This window comes from Pseudomonas sp. HY2-MNA-CIBAN-0224 (assembly GCF_040310285.1).
GTDB lineage: Bacteria > Pseudomonadota > Gammaproteobacteria > Pseudomonadales > Pseudomonadaceae > Aquipseudomonas > Aquipseudomonas helleri.
On sequence record NZ_JBEOPQ010000001.1, the window covers coordinates 218,730 to 233,012 of the forward strand.

The following is a 14,283-nucleotide window of genomic DNA, read 5'->3' on the forward strand; positions in this document are numbered from 1 at the left end:
TATGTGGCGCTTTGGAAATAAGAGGGGGATAAAATGACAACCATCGCCTACAAAGACGGCGTTATCGCCTATGACTCCCGCCAGACACGAAGCGGCGTGATCGTTTCTGATGACGCGGAGAAGTCTGAGTTGGTGAGTGGTGTTCGTTTCTTCCTGGCTGGGGCTGTGTGCGACATTCCAGCCCTGATAGCTGCCTACTTCAGTACACCTTCACCCGTTCCCGTGGAATGCTCAGGATACGCCGTTGATGGCGGAAAGCTGATGCTGGTTGGGCATGACGACAAGACTGGGGTGTGGAAGCAGGAACTCGATTTGTCGAATCCAGACGCCATTGGTTGTGGTGCTCCATACGCGCTGGCTGCAATGGATATGGGCGCATCCGCAAAAGAGGCTGTCGAGGCTGCGGCCAAGCGCGACATTTACACCGGCGGAACAATCCGCACATTGATCATTGACGAGGTGAGGGCAAATGCAAAGACCGCTCCCGCCGCCGTCGTTTCTCGAGCTGTCTGATCTCTCTGACTTCGGGATACGCCTTACACCAGCGCCTGAGGTATGGCACTGGCTCCAAGCCGAGATCCTCGCCGACACCGGCAGCATTCACAACCCAGACCATGCTCACCTCCTGGATGCAGATATCCGAGTGATGTGGGCGTCATCGTGCTTTGAGAAGCAAGGCCGAACGGTTCTGGGCCAGGCCGAGCAGGTAGCCTTCCGCGCCGGTGGCTGGCAGAAAGCTCGGATGGAGCAACAGATGCGTGATTGGTTTGGCGACGTGCCGGCTTTCATCATCACCCTGGCTGCCGACTACTGCGCCCAGTGCAGCGACCTTGAGTTCTGCGCGCTTCTCGAGCACGAGCTTTATCACCTGGCTCACGCGACCGACAAGTACGGTCAACCTGCATTCACCAAGACGGGCGCCCCAAAACTGAAACTCCAAGGCCACGACGTCGAAGAGTTCGTCGGTGTCGTCCGCCGCTACGGTGCAAGCCCTGACGTTCAAGCGTTGGTGGATGCTGCAAACAGTCCTGCTGAGGTGGGGAAATTGAACATTGCGAGGGCCTGCGGAACCTGTCTGCTCAAGTCGGCCTGATATGAGACAGGTATGAGACGGAATCCAATCTATGGCAGCCCTGAAAAGCGATGTTAAGGCCTTCATCGTTCAGGCTTTGGCGTGTTTCGACACTCCGACGCAAGTCTCACAAGCGGTGAAGCAAGAATTCGATATTGATGTGACCCGTCAGCAGGTTGAGCAGCACGACCCAACCAAGCGTGCCGGGGTGAGCTTGGCGGCCAAGTGGGTAACCCTGTTCCACGACACCCGCAAGCGTTTCCGCGAAGAGACGGCCGAGATCCCGATCGCCAACCGAGCCTATCGGTTGCGCACGCTTGGGCGGATGGCTGAGAAGGCCGAGAACATGAAGAACATGGCGCTGACTGCCCAGCTACTGGAGCAGGCCGCCAAAGAAGTCGGCGATGTTTACGTGAATCGCCGCATTGAACCTGAGAAACCCCTGGGCTCCCAAGCGGACCAGCAGCACGCCGTTGCTGAGTACACCCTGGAGCCAGATGAGAATGTCCCGACTACCCCGTACCTATGACCCGCCAGTAAAGCTGACGCCGAAGCAGGCGAACATTTACGTTTGGGGTTTTCAGCCTGAAGCCCGCTTTCGTGACGCTGTATGCGGTCGCCGGTTCGGCAAGACCTTCTTGGGCAAAGCCGAAATGCGCCGCGCCGCCCGTCTCGCTGCCGAGTGGGGCGTGAGTGTCGAGGATGAGATCTGGTACGGCGCGCCGACCTTCAAACAGGCCAAACGTGTGTTCTGGCGGCGCCTCAAGCAGGCAATACCAGAGGCATGGCGCGCTACACGGCCCAACGAGACGGAATGCTCAATCACCCTCAAGTCTGGCCACGTCATGCGCGTGGTGGGACTCGACAACTACGACAACCTGCGCGGCTCCGGCCTGTTCTTTGTCTTGGTGGATGAATGGGCGGACTGCCCGTGGGAGGCTTGGGAGGAAGTACTACGCCCGATGCTCTCGACCTGCCAGTACACAATCCCGAGCGGAGAGTCTCGAAAGGGTGGCCACGCGTTGCGCATTGGCACCCCGAAGGGCTTCAACCACTGCTATGACACGTTTCAGGATGGACGGCCCGGCCACGAACCTGACCACAAGAGCTGGCTTTACACCTCGCTCGATGGTGGCAACGTCCCGGCTGAAGAGCTGGATGCTGCCCGGCGTAAGATGGACCCGCGCACGTTCCGCCAAGAGTACGAAGCCAGCTTCGAGAACTACGCGGGTGTCGTTTACTACACGTTTAATCGCAACGAGTCTCGAACCTCTGAGCGAATCAAGCCAGGCGAAGCGCTGCACATCGGCATGGACTTTAACGTCATGAAGATGAGCGCTGTGGTCTATGTGGTGCGCGATGGGCTGCCGCTGGCGCTGGATGAGTTCCACGCGGTGCGTGACACGCCGGAAATGATTGAGAAGATCAAGGCTCGCTTCCCTGGGCACTCCGTCGCTGTTTATCCAGATGCCAGCGGCCAGAACACCAGCAGCAAGAATGCAAGCGAGTCCGACATATCTCTGCTGCGCAAAGCTGGGTTTTCGGTGATTGTGGATTCGGTCAACCCCAGCGTTAAAGATCGAGTCAATTCGCTGAATGCCATATTGCTCAACACCTACGGTGAGCGCCGCCTTAAGGTCAATATCGATCAGTGCCCCCAACTGGCCTTGTGCCTGGAGCGTCAAACCTACACCGACAAGGGCGAGCCAGATAAAGACCCGAAAAAGGGTCATGACCACATGAATGACGCCGCCGGCTACTTCATCGTCAAGCGCTTCCCGATCACTCAACACACAGCAACCGTACAGTCTTTGAGAATCTAGCCATGAGTAATGACCCATTCGCCGTATCCGACGCAATCAAGGCGATGCGTGCCGAGTGGGCAATCACTGAGCCTTTGATGGGCGGCACGCTGGCCATGCGTAAAGCTGGTCAAGCCCTGTTGCCCAAGCATCCAGCCGAAGAAGACGAGGCCTACGCCACGCGCCTGGGTGTCGCCACGCTGTTCCCGGCCTACTCGGAAACCGTTGTGTCGATGACCGATCGGGTGTTTGCTGAGCCTATTCAGCTCGGTGATGACATACCGGACGAGTTGAAAGGGTTTGCATCGGACATTGACCGCCAAGGCAACGACTTGAGCGCCTGGGGCGTTAACTGGTTCCGGGTTGGCCTTTCCTACGGGCTGAGCCATGCCCTGGTTGAGTACCCCAAGGCTGACGGTGTGCGCACCAAGGCCGAGGAAGATGCAGCAGGTCTTCGCCCTTATGTCGTCATGATCCACCCCATGCAGATTCTCGGCTGGCGGGACGACGGCACCAAGCTGACGCAGGTTCGCTACCTTGAGACCGTGACCGAGGATGACGGTGACTTCGGCATCAAAATTATTGAGCAGGTGCGTGTCCTTGAGCCGGGCATTTGGAAGATTTACCGCAAGACCAAGGATGGGCACGCTTTACACGACGAGGGCGTTACAAGCCTGAACGTGATCCCGCTTGTGACGTTCTACACCAAGCGTGTAGGCCTGATGTGCGCAAAGCCTCTGATGATGGAACTGGCGCACCTGAACATCAAACACTGGCAGAGCCAGAGCGATCAGGACAACATCCTTCATGTCGCACGCGTGCCAATGCTGGCGGTGATTGGTCCAACTCAGAACCATGACAGCAACGGTAACTTGCTGCCGTTCCAGCTGGTGGTGGGTACCGGAGCGGCAACCGTGCTGCCTATGAATGCCGATATGAAGTTCGTCGAACATGGCGGCAAGGCTATCGAAGCGGGCCGCCAATCGCTGCTGGACTTGATCGACGAAATGCGAATGGCCGGCGCCAAGCTGCTGCGCAAGGATCAGTCGGGCACGAAGACGGCGACCCAGGCGCAGGAAGATGCGAGCCAAGAGACAAGCCCGCTGATGCGCATGGCTCACCATTTTGCTGACTGCATCGCCCAGATATTTCAGCTCATGGCCAACTATCGCAATCTTCCGGAAGGTGGCCATGTCGAGATCAAAGGTAACTTCGATATCGACTATGCGCCTGAAACCAGCATTCCAAGCCTCATTAACATGACCAACTCAAGCTTGCTGAGCCATGAAACGCTGTTCTCTGAAATGCAGCGCCGTGGCGTGATCAGCGATGAGTTCGACTGGGCTGATGAAAGGGCGCGGATCGAGGAGCAGGGGCCAGCACTGGGGACTATGTAAATGGCAACGGTTAACGAGCGCTTACAGTCAGCATCAATCGGCCATGCGGTCGACCTGCAGCACCTCAGTAACGCCGAGGTGCGCAAGATCGTCTCGCTGCTGAACAGCGCTGACGCGGACCTTCGCAAGCTGTTGATCGAAGCTGTCATGAAGGCCGGGGCTGACACCTACACCGTACAACGAATGAATACCGTGCTTCGTTCGGTGTTGGAATTGAACAAGTCAATCTACGCCTCAGTCGGTGAGGCCATGGTTGAAGTGGTCAGCGAACTCGCGGCCTACGAAATTGGTTATCAGAAGGCGCTGTTCACCGCGATCATTCCTCAAGAGGCGCTGGTAACGGTCTCCCTGAACACGGTCAACCTTGCCCAGGTGCGCCAGATTGCTTTGGTAAGGCCATTCCAAGGCAAGCTGCTCAAGGAGTGGATGGGCGATCTCGAGAAAGAGCGCGCCGCCCGAATCAGAAACGGCATCAGAATCGGCATGACTGAAGGCCAGACGACCGAGCAGATCGTCCGGCGGGTGATGGGCGTCAAGGAGGAAGGCTACGCTGATGGTCTGCTTAATCGCAGCCGCAGGGATGTTGAGGCGGTGGTCAGGACGGCTATCAGCCATACGGCGCAGGGCGCGAGGGACGCGCACTACAAAGCCAATGGCGATCTGATCTCTGAGGTGGCGTGGCTCAGCACCCTGGATAACAAAACCTCTGAAGAGTGCAGGCTCCGCGATCGCCTGATCTACACGAACGACACTCACCAGCCGGTGGGGCACCAGGTGCCGTGGCTCAGTGGTCCCGGTCGTATTCACTTCTGCTGTCGCAGCACTTCGACCCCGATTATCAAGGGCTGGGAAGAGTTGCGACTGTCCAAGGGGTTGCCCGAGAGCACAAGGGCGAGCATGGACGGACAAGTTCCGAAGTCAACGTCATACGGCGAATGGCTGGAAGGTCAGAGCGCTGCAAGGCAGGACGAGATACTCGGCCCCAACCGGGCCAAACTGTTGCGCGATGGCGGCCTGAAGCCGGGCGACTTCTACAATGACAAAGGGAAGTTCCTCACGCTCAAAGAACTGCGTGAAAGGGATGCTGCAGCGTTCGTCAAAGCTGGGCTATGATGGCCACATGACAGATAAACCGAAATTCCACGTAATTGACGGAACGCCCGCGCCTGACACGCCAAACGAAAAGGCGATGAAGCGTCTGCGCGCCATGCCGCGTCCGCCGTCAATGATCCGTTGCCACAGATGCGGCGGTGCTGAAGTGATTCAGACCAAAATCGGCATGATGTACAAGGATGGCAAAGCCGTCGGCGGCACCAAGCAGTTGCTGTGCGCCCTTTGCTTCATGCTGGGTGAGCGGGTTGTCTTGACATAATCCTGCACCAGAAACACCAGAGCCCGCCTAGTGCGGGCTTTTTCATACCCAAAATTCAAGCCTCGGCATTCGCTGGGGTTTTTTTATGCCCGCGGTTCGGATGAACGGGGCGCAGAACGGCGGATGCCGAAAACGCTGGCCGGATGGCCTAGGAGAAAATCTTGAAACTGAAATTAGACGAAAACGGTCACGTGGTTGTTCAAGACGGCAAGCCGGTTTATGTGATGGAGGACGGCCGCGAGGTGCCACACGATGCCGCCGCGACCGTAGCCACCATTGGCCGTCTGAACGGCGAGGCCAAGGCACACCGCGAGGCCAAGGAGGCCGCAGAAGGCAAGCTCAAGTCCTTTGAAGGTATCGAAGACGGTGCGGCAGCTCTTGCGGCCCTGGCTACCGTCAAGAACATCAAAGAAGGCGAGCTGATCACGGCGGGCAAGGTTCAGGAAATCAAAGACGCGGCCGCAAAGTCGGCCCGCGAGTCCGTTGAGGCTGCAACCCGCACCGCTGCCGAAGAAAAGCGCGTCCTGACTGAGCAGAACGCCCAACTGACGCAGAACCTGAACAACTACTTGATCGGTAACAGTTTCGCGAGCTCCAAGTACATCGCCGAGAAGTTGGCCATCCCGGCCGACATTGCGCAGAAGGTGTTCTCTGATCGCCTGAAGGTCGAAAACGGCAAGCTGATTCCTCTCGACGGCAACGGCAACCCTCTGTTTTCGGCTGTTCGCCACGGTGAGCACGCCGACTTCGAGGAAGCCATCGAGGTGTATGTCAGCCAGTACCCGAACAAGGACCAGATCCTGAAAAGCTCGGGTGGTAACGGTGGCGGGGCAGGCGACAGCAAAAATGGTCTTCCGAACCAGCTTAAAGGCGATTTGGGTGGCAGCCGCCAGGAGCGCGCGAACGCCATTGCAAGCCGCTTCCCCGAGCTTAATAGCGCGGGCTAACCACGCCAATCGAAACAGGGCAGGCCTCACGGTCTGCCTTCCTGCTGGTATCTCGGATGAGATTCGGCGCAAGAGGCGGACGCCTCAACTCATTTAAAACCTCGCTCATCCGAGCAAAACCCAGAAGGGATAGAACATGTCACTTTCGCAAATGCAGGTCTTCAACAAATACATCATGCCGGCGACCATCGAGACGCTGGCGCAGATGGTGGACAAGTTCAACGCGGCCAGTGCCGGTGCGATCCGTCTCACCACTGAAGGCTTTGATGGCGACTTCTTGCAGGAGTCGTTCTTTGCTGCCATTCACTCGGCTCAGCGCCGTGTTGATCGTTATGCCGCGAACGGTACAGCGAATCCAACCGACCTGACCCAACTGAAGCACTCCAGCGTGAAGATTGCTGGCGGCTTCGGTCCGATTCGCTTTGAGCCGTCGCAGCTGACTTGGCTGAACAAGCCGACCGCAGAGGGGGTCGAGGTTGCCTCGCGTAACTTCGCTGAAGCCTTGATGGCCGACCAACTGAACACCGCTATCGCCGCACTGGTCGCAGCGATCGGCAACAACGCGGCAGTGGTCAACGATGTGTCGGCGACTACTGGTATCAGTTACGTGGCGATCAACGAAGCCCACGGCAAGTTCGGCGATCACAGCGGCAACCTGGTGGCGCAGATCATGAACGGCGTCACCTTCCACAAGCTGATCGGCGCCAACCTGAACAACGCAAGCCAGTTGTTCCAGGCGCAGAACGTGCGCGTTGTCGACATCCTCGGCAAGGCTGTGGTTGTTACTGACGCTCCGGCCTTGTCATCCGCAGCGACAACCAACCCAGCAGGCCCGGCGAAGCTCAAGGTGCTGTCGCTGACCGAGGGCGCGGCCAGCGTGTTCGATGGCTCTGACTTGATCAGCAACATCGAAACCTCCAACGGTCAACAGCGCATCGAAACCACCATGCAGGTGGATTACACCTTCGGGCTGGGCGTCAAGGGCTACACCTGGGATGAAGTCAACGGCGGCAAGTCGCCGAGTGACGCCGCGCTGGCCACTGGCACCAACTGGGTCAAGAACGCCACGTCGAACAAGCACACCGCCGGCGTTCTGACCATCGGTGACGCTTCCAAGTAACCCCAGATACCGGGTCGAGCCAGGCGCTCGACTCGGCGAGGATGATGCATGAACAGCAATATTTGGTATCTCCCGGGTCCGTTCTACCAGTATCAGGAAGATGTGAAGGCCCTGGCCGCTGAGGCAGGCCTGCGCATCATTGATGCAAACGTGACCACCGACCGTGACGGCGCAGCTGAAAATACGCCGGAAGTGACGCTCAAGCAGGCGCCGACGCCAGTCGTGCTTGTGGCTGACGACTCGCATAGCGTTGTTATCGAGTCACTGCGCCGCGAGCTGCAGGACGTTGGCGTGATCGTTGAGTCATTAGCAGGCCAAGACCTTCACCGCCCCGAGAGTGAGCTTGGCCAGACCGCTGAGCGCCTGTTCCAGGTGCTGGAGTCCACGACCCAAGGCATTCAGTCGCTGACGCAACAGCGCGATGCTGAAGCCCAGAAGGTGGTCACCCTGCAAGCGAAGGTTGACGAACTGCTGGCGAAGCTGTCCAGCGCCGAGTCTGAGAAAAAGGACTCGAAAGACGCGGCGGAAATTGCCGAACTCAAAGCCAAGCTTGACGCTGCCCAAGTCACCTACCGAGCCAACGCCTCGAAAGAGTCGCTGCAAAAGCAGGTTGACGAGCTGCCGAAGGCGTAACACCGGGGCCACGGCCCCATTCATTCAAGCGGAGGCCCAATGGCAGCCTACATCACCGTGGCAGACGTAGACGGCGCCCTCGGGCCAGACTGGACCACCGAAGACAAGAAGTCTCGGGCGGTACTGATGGCAAACGCCTGGCTTGATGAGCGCGTCCGACCCAATATCAGGCCGGTTCCCAAGCCCATCATCCAGGCCGGGGCCGAAGTTGCCCGAGAAGCGGCGCAAGGGAATCTCTACGCGGCGCAGGGGCGGGAGGTTACGACCACCTCAGTCAAAGCAGGCTCTGTGGCGACAACCAAGTCGTTCACGGAAGGCTCAAAGGCCATTACGGCAGGTGAAGCATTCGCGCTGTCCCTGATCAAACCCTGGGCCTCAAGCGGTCAAATCAAGATGGTGAGAGGCTGATATGGGCATGCGTGAAGAATTACAGGCCGAGTTGGCTGAGGCTTTCGATAACGAGCTGGCAGATGCCGTGCACTCGTTCACTGGCGGCGTGACGCTGCCCAGTGAGCAGTGGGATCCGGTTACCGAAACCGGCGGCGAGCCGGTGGTTATCAGCTACTCAGGGCGCGGCATCCTCGATTCCTTCAAGGTGGAACTGGTCGACGGCGTGAACATCAAGGCCACTGACCAGAATCTGATCGCTCTGACCAACGAAACAACCGGCATCCCACAGATCGGCCACAAGATCACCACCAAGAACTTGTTGACCGGCCAGCAGACGACCTATGACGTGCTGAAGCCCGATGTTGATCCAGTGGGCGCCCATTACGAGATTCACCTGCGGGAGGTCTAATGGCTAACAGCGGCTGGAGCACACCGCCCACGGCATTCGTTGAGCAGATCGATCAGGAAATGGAAACCAAGGTCAGAACGATCGCCCTGGCCATGCTGACAGAAGTGATCGAGCGCTCGCCGGTCGGCAACCCCGATCTGTGGAAGGCCAACATCGATTTCCGGGCAAAGAACGTCGCGCTGGCCGATGCCTACGACGCCAACGTCGACGCCCGCAACGCCGAGAACACCGGCAAGAAGAAATTCAAAAAGCTGACCAAGGCAGATCGCGCGCAGAACTACTTCGTAAACGACCTGGCAGCCGGCAAGGGATATGTGGGCGGGCGGTTCCGGGGTAGTCACATTGTCAGCATTGGGTCGGAAGACTTCACCGTAACAACGGAAGTTGACCGCTCTGGCTCAATCACCATGGGCAAGGGCCAGGCAGCGCTCGAAGGCATCAAGCCCTACACCCAAGTGTTTATTCAGACCAACCTGCCGTATGCCGAGCGCTTGGAGAACGGACACTCCACTCAGGCGCCCGACGGCGTTTACGAGCTGGCATTTATCAGCGTTTCCGAGGTGTTCCGATGACCTACGAGCAGATCCGCGTGCTGCTTGTTGGGCGCATGGCAGCGTTTGGCGGCATTGAGCAGAAGCTAATCTTCTACCCGAACGCGCCATACCCAGCGGAATACACGGACGGCTCCGGCATTTTCAAACCTCCCGCAACCGGTTTGTGGTGCCGCTTTAATGTGCAGCACGGCACGGCCTTCATGGCAGGCATGGCCGACAAGCCCTACACCCGCAAGCCGGGCCGGGTCAGCATCCAGTGCTTCGCCCGGGCGAGAACCGGCACCATGGCTTTGACTGAGCTGGCAGACCAGCTTGAAGCGCACTTCGGCTACTGGTCGTCCGGGGACCTTGAATGCCTGGAGGCCTCTCAGGTCGATGCGGGCGAGTTTGAAGGCTTCTATCAGATCAACGTGAACATCCGGTTCCGCGCCGGCTGAAACTTGCGCTACCGCTCCCACCGCTCAAGCCCTGGCACTTGCCGGGGCTTTCTGTTTCTGGTCGCAGATAGGAGGCATCCGAAAGCGCTTTCCCTGGGGCGTTTCTGCGACCGATTTATTCCGGGCATTGTAGGGGATGACTATGGACAAGCTGATTTTTGACGGCATCGAGTTAAAGGTTGTGGATCATGGCGGTCAGCCGTGTCTGACTCTGGCTGAAGTCGCGATCGCGCTGTATGGCAAAGGGGGGGATGAAACTGCGACCCCCTTTGATTCTCGCGTTAGAGACCTGTATCGACGGCACGCAGATGAGTTCACGTCGACCATGACAGCTCTTGTCAAGATGCGCACTCGCGGCGGCGAGCAAGAGGTCCGCGTCTTCAGTCTACGAGGCGCTCACCTGCTGGGCATGTTTGCCCGTACTGAGCGGGCCAAGCGGTTTCGGCGCCAGGTGCTGGATATTCTGGATAACGAAGTCGGAGCCGCGCGAACGCTGACAGCCGAATTTCACCAGACTCTGCTGGAGTACAGCGGAAAGAAAGCGGTTGCCAGTCTGTGCGGGCGTGGCTTACGCCAGTGGCAGACCCAGAAACAGCCACTGGAAGCCCGAATCGAATCGCTTTCTGAACAAATACAGCCGTCGCTCTTGCTCAATTAGAGAGCGGTAGCACCCATCCCACCCGCCCTGTGCGGGTTTTTTATTACCTACACAAAGGTGGAAAGAATGAGCTCCGGCGCAAAGATCGTCAGTCACATCATTCCCGAAGTGACCCCAGGCATCACCCCAGCAACCGGCAAGTGGAGCACGCTGCGCCTGACAGGCAATGCGCTGACTCCGACCGTGAACACCGCGGCGAGTGACGAGATCACTGACTCTCGCCTCAGCCAGGGTTCGGTGGCCACCAGCGTGGACATTAACGGCGACCTGACGGCCGAACTGTCGTTTGGCTCGTTCGACCAACTGCTGGAAGCAGCCTTTTACGGCAACTGGATCAACAACGTGCTGGCGATTGGCGATGTTCGCCACACCTTCAGCATCGCTAAAGGCTATACGGATGTGGGCGTTTACAGCCTGTTCAAAGGCGCCCACGTCTCGACCTTTGCCCTCGACATTCCATCCGACGGCAAGATCACGACCACCTTCGGCATGGCCTGCCTGGACTACGACGATAGCGACACCCCAATCGTTACCGCACCGGATAGGCCAACCACCACGCCATTCCTGAGCAACAAGGACGTCGGCACCATTCTGGTGGACGGCAAGTCGCTGGAAGGCGTGGCCTGTGTGTCGGCCATGACGGTCAGTCTGGACAACAGCCTGCAAGCTCAACGCTGCATCGGCTCCAACCGCCTGGGGCCGGGTGCGCAGATCGCAACCGAGGCCGCAATCACCGGCACCATCGTGCTGGCCTGGTCGCCTACGGCATGGCAAATCTGGAAGAACACGTTTACCCGCCTGCCTATTGCCGTTCAGTTCCCGATCACTGACAGCCTGGGCAACAAGTACATCTTTGACTTCCCGGCTGTAGAGGTCGACGGCGAATTGCCAAATGGCGGCAAGCGCGATCTGGTTGAGGTAACGCTCAACTACACCGTAGCCAAGGTCAGCCCGACCATCACGCGTGTTCCGTTTGTGCCTGTAGCCAGCGTGTCCGTGGCGCCTGCGACTGCCTCTATCGCGGTAGCGGCAACCCGCCAACTGACCGCTTCGGCCTTGCCCGCAACGGCTGGCCAGAACGTCACCTGGACCAGCGCAACGCCTGGTGTCGCAACTGTGAGCGCTGGCGGGCTGGTAACGGGCGTATCTGCCGGCACCGCAGTGATCACCGCGAAAAGCGTCTCCGATCCAACCAAGACCGCGACGGCAACCATCACCGTCACCGCTTAAACAGTTCAACCCTTTGACCTCTCCGGTGATAACGCCTGCCGGAGGGGTCTTTTTTATTGGCGTGGCGTTGAGGAATTCACATGGCTCTCAAACTCAAGAAAAAAGAAGTTCTGCGTGGCGACTCCAAGTGGCTGGACTTTGACCAGGACACCAAGGTGCTGTTGTCTGGCACCAACAACACCGAATACCGCATTGCCATGGAGCGATATGCGCGACGTGTTCAGCGCAATGACGCGCGCTTTGGTGAAGGCGAGGTTGGCGTTGTTGATGGAGAGCTGACCGATCTGCAGAATCACACAATGCTGCTTGCTCACTTCGTCCTCAAAGACTGGAAAGGGGTTCAGGATGAGAACGGCAACGAACTGAGCTACTCCACAGACGCTGCCGCCCAGTTGCTGGAGATGAACCCTGACTTCCTTCTGTTTGTGTTGCGCAAAGGCAAAGAGATCGCTTCCGAGAGCGAAAGGGAGCTGGATGAGACGTTGGGAAAGCCATCGCCAGATTTGAATGGGAGCGTGACTGGTCAGGTAGCGAAAAGCGAAGACTGATTTACGCCAAGTTAAACCTGGAGGTCCCCGACGAGCCGCCGACCGACGCAATCACCGGCTATTTGCTGAGTACGTTTCGCAACGTCAGTCGGGGTCGGCGATTTATAGCGACGATGTCTGGCATTTTTCCTCTTCCTCTTTCAGGTATAGAGATCTCGGGCTGGCTGGACGCGTACCCAGCACCATTGCCGAGACGGTATGTCGATGAGGTTATCTTTGCCTTGGATGCGATCTGCCTGGAGGAAGAGGAAGGTGGGGATGATTAAAATTATGATGGCCGGTCCAGACTGAAAAGACGATCTGGCCCAGCATTAGGAGTGCAAATGATCAACGTAACTGTTCGCAACCTGAGCGGTGGACAGGCATCACTTGAGGCCGTCGTACGGCAAAAGATCGATGCTAATGTTTTCGAGGTATTTATCTTCCCCTCGAGTGAACTCAAGCGGCATTCCAGGGCTGAGCTTCTGCTCGACTACCCACCCACCGACAAACTTGAAGGTAACAACGACAGGGGTCGGATCCCCTAAGAAGTTGACTCGCACTGTCTTCCCAATTGGAGTTTTCGCCATAACATCTGACAGCACCGCGGCAACTTCAGGTTCTTCTTTCATTGCATGGCTCCTTGCACAATTATTGAGAGGGCTATTGGCGTCGCCGCTGTGAGCGCCCCCATTTATTTGAAGGCGGAACGCTACTACGCTCTTCCGCCGAGCAGCTACTGGTATTACATCCAGGCTGGATGCCTGGACAGAAGCATGGGGCTTGAGGGCGCCCAGGGCTTTGGCGCCCCCTTACGACTCAGCATAGAATGTCATCATTGGATAAATTCGGAGCAAGCATGAAACGCGACTGGGAACTGGTCAGGAAGATACTTATAGCGGTAGAAGAGCTGCAGGGCCATAGTCAGTCCGTCGACGGTTCAAGCATTGCTGGATATGATGCGCCAGTGGTGTCGTATCACATTTTTCTGATGAAGGAAGCAGGTCTTGTAAGGGCGTTGTGCTCAAACTCCATCAACGAGCCGCGCCAGTGCTTCGCACAAGAAATGACTTGGGCTGGCCACGAGTTTCTCGATCAGATTCGATCGCAGAGTGTTTGGAACAAGACAGTCGGATTGCTGAGAGAAAAGGGGGTGGATCTGTCGTTCGACACTATCAAGGCCGCCGCTGCAGCGGTCGCAGCCAGTCTTCTCAGCTTCTAGGTCGGGCTTTGGCGCTTCCTTGCGATGATGGTAGATTGCCGCCATCTTTAATTGAAGGGAATCCTAATGCGCCAAACAATTACAAAACTGCTTATGGCTTTTTTTGTGGCCGCCTCCTTGGCTGGCTGTGCATCTGGCCCAACACCGCAGGACATTGCGAATGCCGATTACGGTACACCCGTAGAAAAAGAGTCTACAGACGCGCAACTGAAGTCCTATTTTGAAGGGCATCTGAAAGACCCCTATTCTGCACAGTATGAATTTGGCGTCCCGGAAAAGGGCTACATGATCAGCAGCTCCTTCGAGGGACGCCAGCTGTACGCAGGCTACATCGTGACTGCAAGAGTCAACGCAAAGAACAGCTATGGCGGCTATGTAGGCATGCAGACTTATCAGTTTCTCTTTCAGAATGGGAAGCTAGTCAGGGGTAACCAGCTTTCTCCTAGCGGCTTAGCCAATCGTCTCTTTTGATCGCAAGAATAAATAATTAGGTATCAAGACCCGCTCCGGCGG

General features: G+C 57.6%; 20 protein-coding genes. 19 read left to right on the forward strand and 1 reads right to left on the reverse strand.

The window, feature by feature from the left end; genetic code table 11:
* Positions 1-33 precede the first annotated feature (33 nt).
* From AAEZ03_RS01185 to AAEZ03_RS01265, 17 genes are all read left to right on the forward strand, one after another.
* A complete protein-coding gene (locus AAEZ03_RS01185; RefSeq protein ID WP_350575233.1) occupies positions 34-513 on the forward strand; it encodes a proteasome subunit beta in 480 nt (159 codons plus the stop codon).
* Complete coding sequence (locus AAEZ03_RS01190) at positions 470-1,093, forward strand: putative metallopeptidase (protein ID WP_350575235.1); 624 nt, start codon at positions 470-472, stop codon at positions 1,091-1,093. Before AAEZ03_RS01185 ends, AAEZ03_RS01190 begins: the two co-directional genes overlap by 44 nt.
* A 31-nt stretch (positions 1,094-1,124) precedes the next feature.
* Positions 1,125-1,601, forward strand: a complete 477-nt coding sequence (locus AAEZ03_RS01195) for a DUF2280 domain-containing protein (protein WP_350575237.1) — start codon at positions 1,125-1,127, stop codon at positions 1,599-1,601.
* Positions 1,576-2,895: a phage terminase large subunit family protein gene (locus AAEZ03_RS01200; protein WP_350575240.1), complete on the forward strand. Its 1,320-nt coding sequence runs from the start codon at positions 1,576-1,578 to the stop codon at positions 2,893-2,895. Before AAEZ03_RS01195 ends, AAEZ03_RS01200 begins: the two co-directional genes overlap by 26 nt.
* Positions 2,896-2,897: 2 nt before the next feature.
* Complete coding sequence (locus AAEZ03_RS01205) at positions 2,898-4,271, forward strand: DUF4055 domain-containing protein (protein WP_350575242.1); 1,374 nt, start codon at positions 2,898-2,900, stop codon at positions 4,269-4,271.
* Positions 4,272-5,384 carry a hypothetical protein gene (locus tag AAEZ03_RS01210; RefSeq protein WP_350575244.1) on the forward strand — a complete coding sequence of 371 codons (1,113 nt, stop codon included), beginning with the start codon at positions 4,272-4,274 and terminating at the stop codon, positions 5,382-5,384. It abuts the gene before it with no gap.
* 7 nt (positions 5,385-5,391) lie between these two features.
* On the forward strand, positions 5,392-5,643 hold the full coding sequence (locus tag AAEZ03_RS01215; RefSeq protein ID WP_350575246.1) for a hypothetical protein: 252 nt from the start codon (positions 5,392-5,394) through the stop codon (positions 5,641-5,643).
* A 161-nt stretch (positions 5,644-5,804) separates the two neighbouring features.
* The gene (locus AAEZ03_RS01220; RefSeq protein WP_350575248.1) at positions 5,805-6,590 is read left to right on the forward strand and encodes a DUF6651 domain-containing protein; all 786 of its coding nucleotides are present in this window, start codon (positions 5,805-5,807) and stop codon (positions 6,588-6,590) included.
* A 136-nt stretch (positions 6,591-6,726) separates the two neighbouring features.
* The gene (locus AAEZ03_RS01225; protein WP_350575251.1) at positions 6,727-7,710 is read left to right on the forward strand and encodes a major capsid protein; all 984 of its coding nucleotides are present in this window, start codon (positions 6,727-6,729) and stop codon (positions 7,708-7,710) included.
* A 48-nt stretch (positions 7,711-7,758) separates the two neighbouring features.
* The gene (locus AAEZ03_RS01230; protein ID WP_350575253.1) at positions 7,759-8,343 is read left to right on the forward strand and encodes a hypothetical protein; all 585 of its coding nucleotides are present in this window, start codon (positions 7,759-7,761) and stop codon (positions 8,341-8,343) included.
* Positions 8,344-8,382: 39 nt separating this feature from the next.
* Positions 8,383-8,751, forward strand: a complete 369-nt coding sequence (locus tag AAEZ03_RS01235) for a hypothetical protein (RefSeq protein WP_048371855.1) — start codon at positions 8,383-8,385, stop codon at positions 8,749-8,751.
* Between the two features lie 7 nt (positions 8,752-8,758).
* Positions 8,759-9,142, forward strand: coding sequence for a hypothetical protein (locus AAEZ03_RS01240; RefSeq protein ID WP_048371933.1), 384 nt, complete (start codon positions 8,759-8,761; stop codon positions 9,140-9,142).
* Positions 9,142-9,714 (forward strand): HK97 gp10 family phage protein, encoded by a 573-nt coding sequence (locus AAEZ03_RS01245; RefSeq protein ID WP_350575257.1) that lies wholly within the window; start codon positions 9,142-9,144, stop codon positions 9,712-9,714. Before AAEZ03_RS01240 ends, AAEZ03_RS01245 begins: the two co-directional genes overlap by 1 nt.
* The gene (locus AAEZ03_RS01250; protein ID WP_350575260.1) at positions 9,711-10,133 is read left to right on the forward strand and encodes a phage tail terminator-like protein; all 423 of its coding nucleotides are present in this window, start codon (positions 9,711-9,713) and stop codon (positions 10,131-10,133) included. The genes AAEZ03_RS01245 and AAEZ03_RS01250 overlap by 4 nt, the downstream gene beginning before the upstream one ends.
* A 142-nt stretch (positions 10,134-10,275) precedes the next feature.
* Positions 10,276-10,791 (forward strand): hypothetical protein, encoded by a 516-nt coding sequence (locus AAEZ03_RS01255; RefSeq protein WP_350575263.1) that lies wholly within the window; start codon positions 10,276-10,278, stop codon positions 10,789-10,791.
* Between the two features lie 66 nt (positions 10,792-10,857).
* Positions 10,858-12,021: a phage tail tube protein gene (locus AAEZ03_RS01260; RefSeq protein ID WP_350575266.1), complete on the forward strand. Its 1,164-nt coding sequence runs from the start codon at positions 10,858-10,860 to the stop codon at positions 12,019-12,021.
* 80 nt (positions 12,022-12,101) lie between these two features.
* Entirely contained in the window at positions 12,102-12,569 is a 468-nt protein-coding gene (locus AAEZ03_RS01265; RefSeq protein ID WP_350575269.1) for a phage-derived protein YdaY family protein, read from the forward strand.
* Between the two features lie 365 nt (positions 12,570-12,934).
* Here AAEZ03_RS01265 and AAEZ03_RS01270 read toward each other — a convergent pair whose 3' ends face one another.
* Positions 12,935-13,180: a hypothetical protein gene (locus AAEZ03_RS01270; RefSeq protein WP_350575272.1), complete on the reverse strand. Its 246-nt coding sequence runs from the start codon at positions 13,178-13,180 to the stop codon at positions 12,935-12,937.
* A gap of 227 nt (positions 13,181-13,407) precedes the next feature.
* On the opposite strand from AAEZ03_RS01270, the gene AAEZ03_RS01275 reads away from it, so the two are divergent.
* Both AAEZ03_RS01275 and AAEZ03_RS01280 read left to right on the forward strand, forming a co-directional pair.
* Positions 13,408-13,770: a DUF2513 domain-containing protein gene (locus tag AAEZ03_RS01275; RefSeq protein ID WP_350575275.1), complete on the forward strand. Its 363-nt coding sequence runs from the start codon at positions 13,408-13,410 to the stop codon at positions 13,768-13,770.
* Positions 13,771-13,836: 66 nt separating this feature from the next.
* Positions 13,837-14,241: a hypothetical protein gene (locus tag AAEZ03_RS01280; protein WP_350575278.1), complete on the forward strand. Its 405-nt coding sequence runs from the start codon at positions 13,837-13,839 to the stop codon at positions 14,239-14,241.
* The last annotated feature ends 42 nt before the right edge of the window (positions 14,242-14,283 follow it).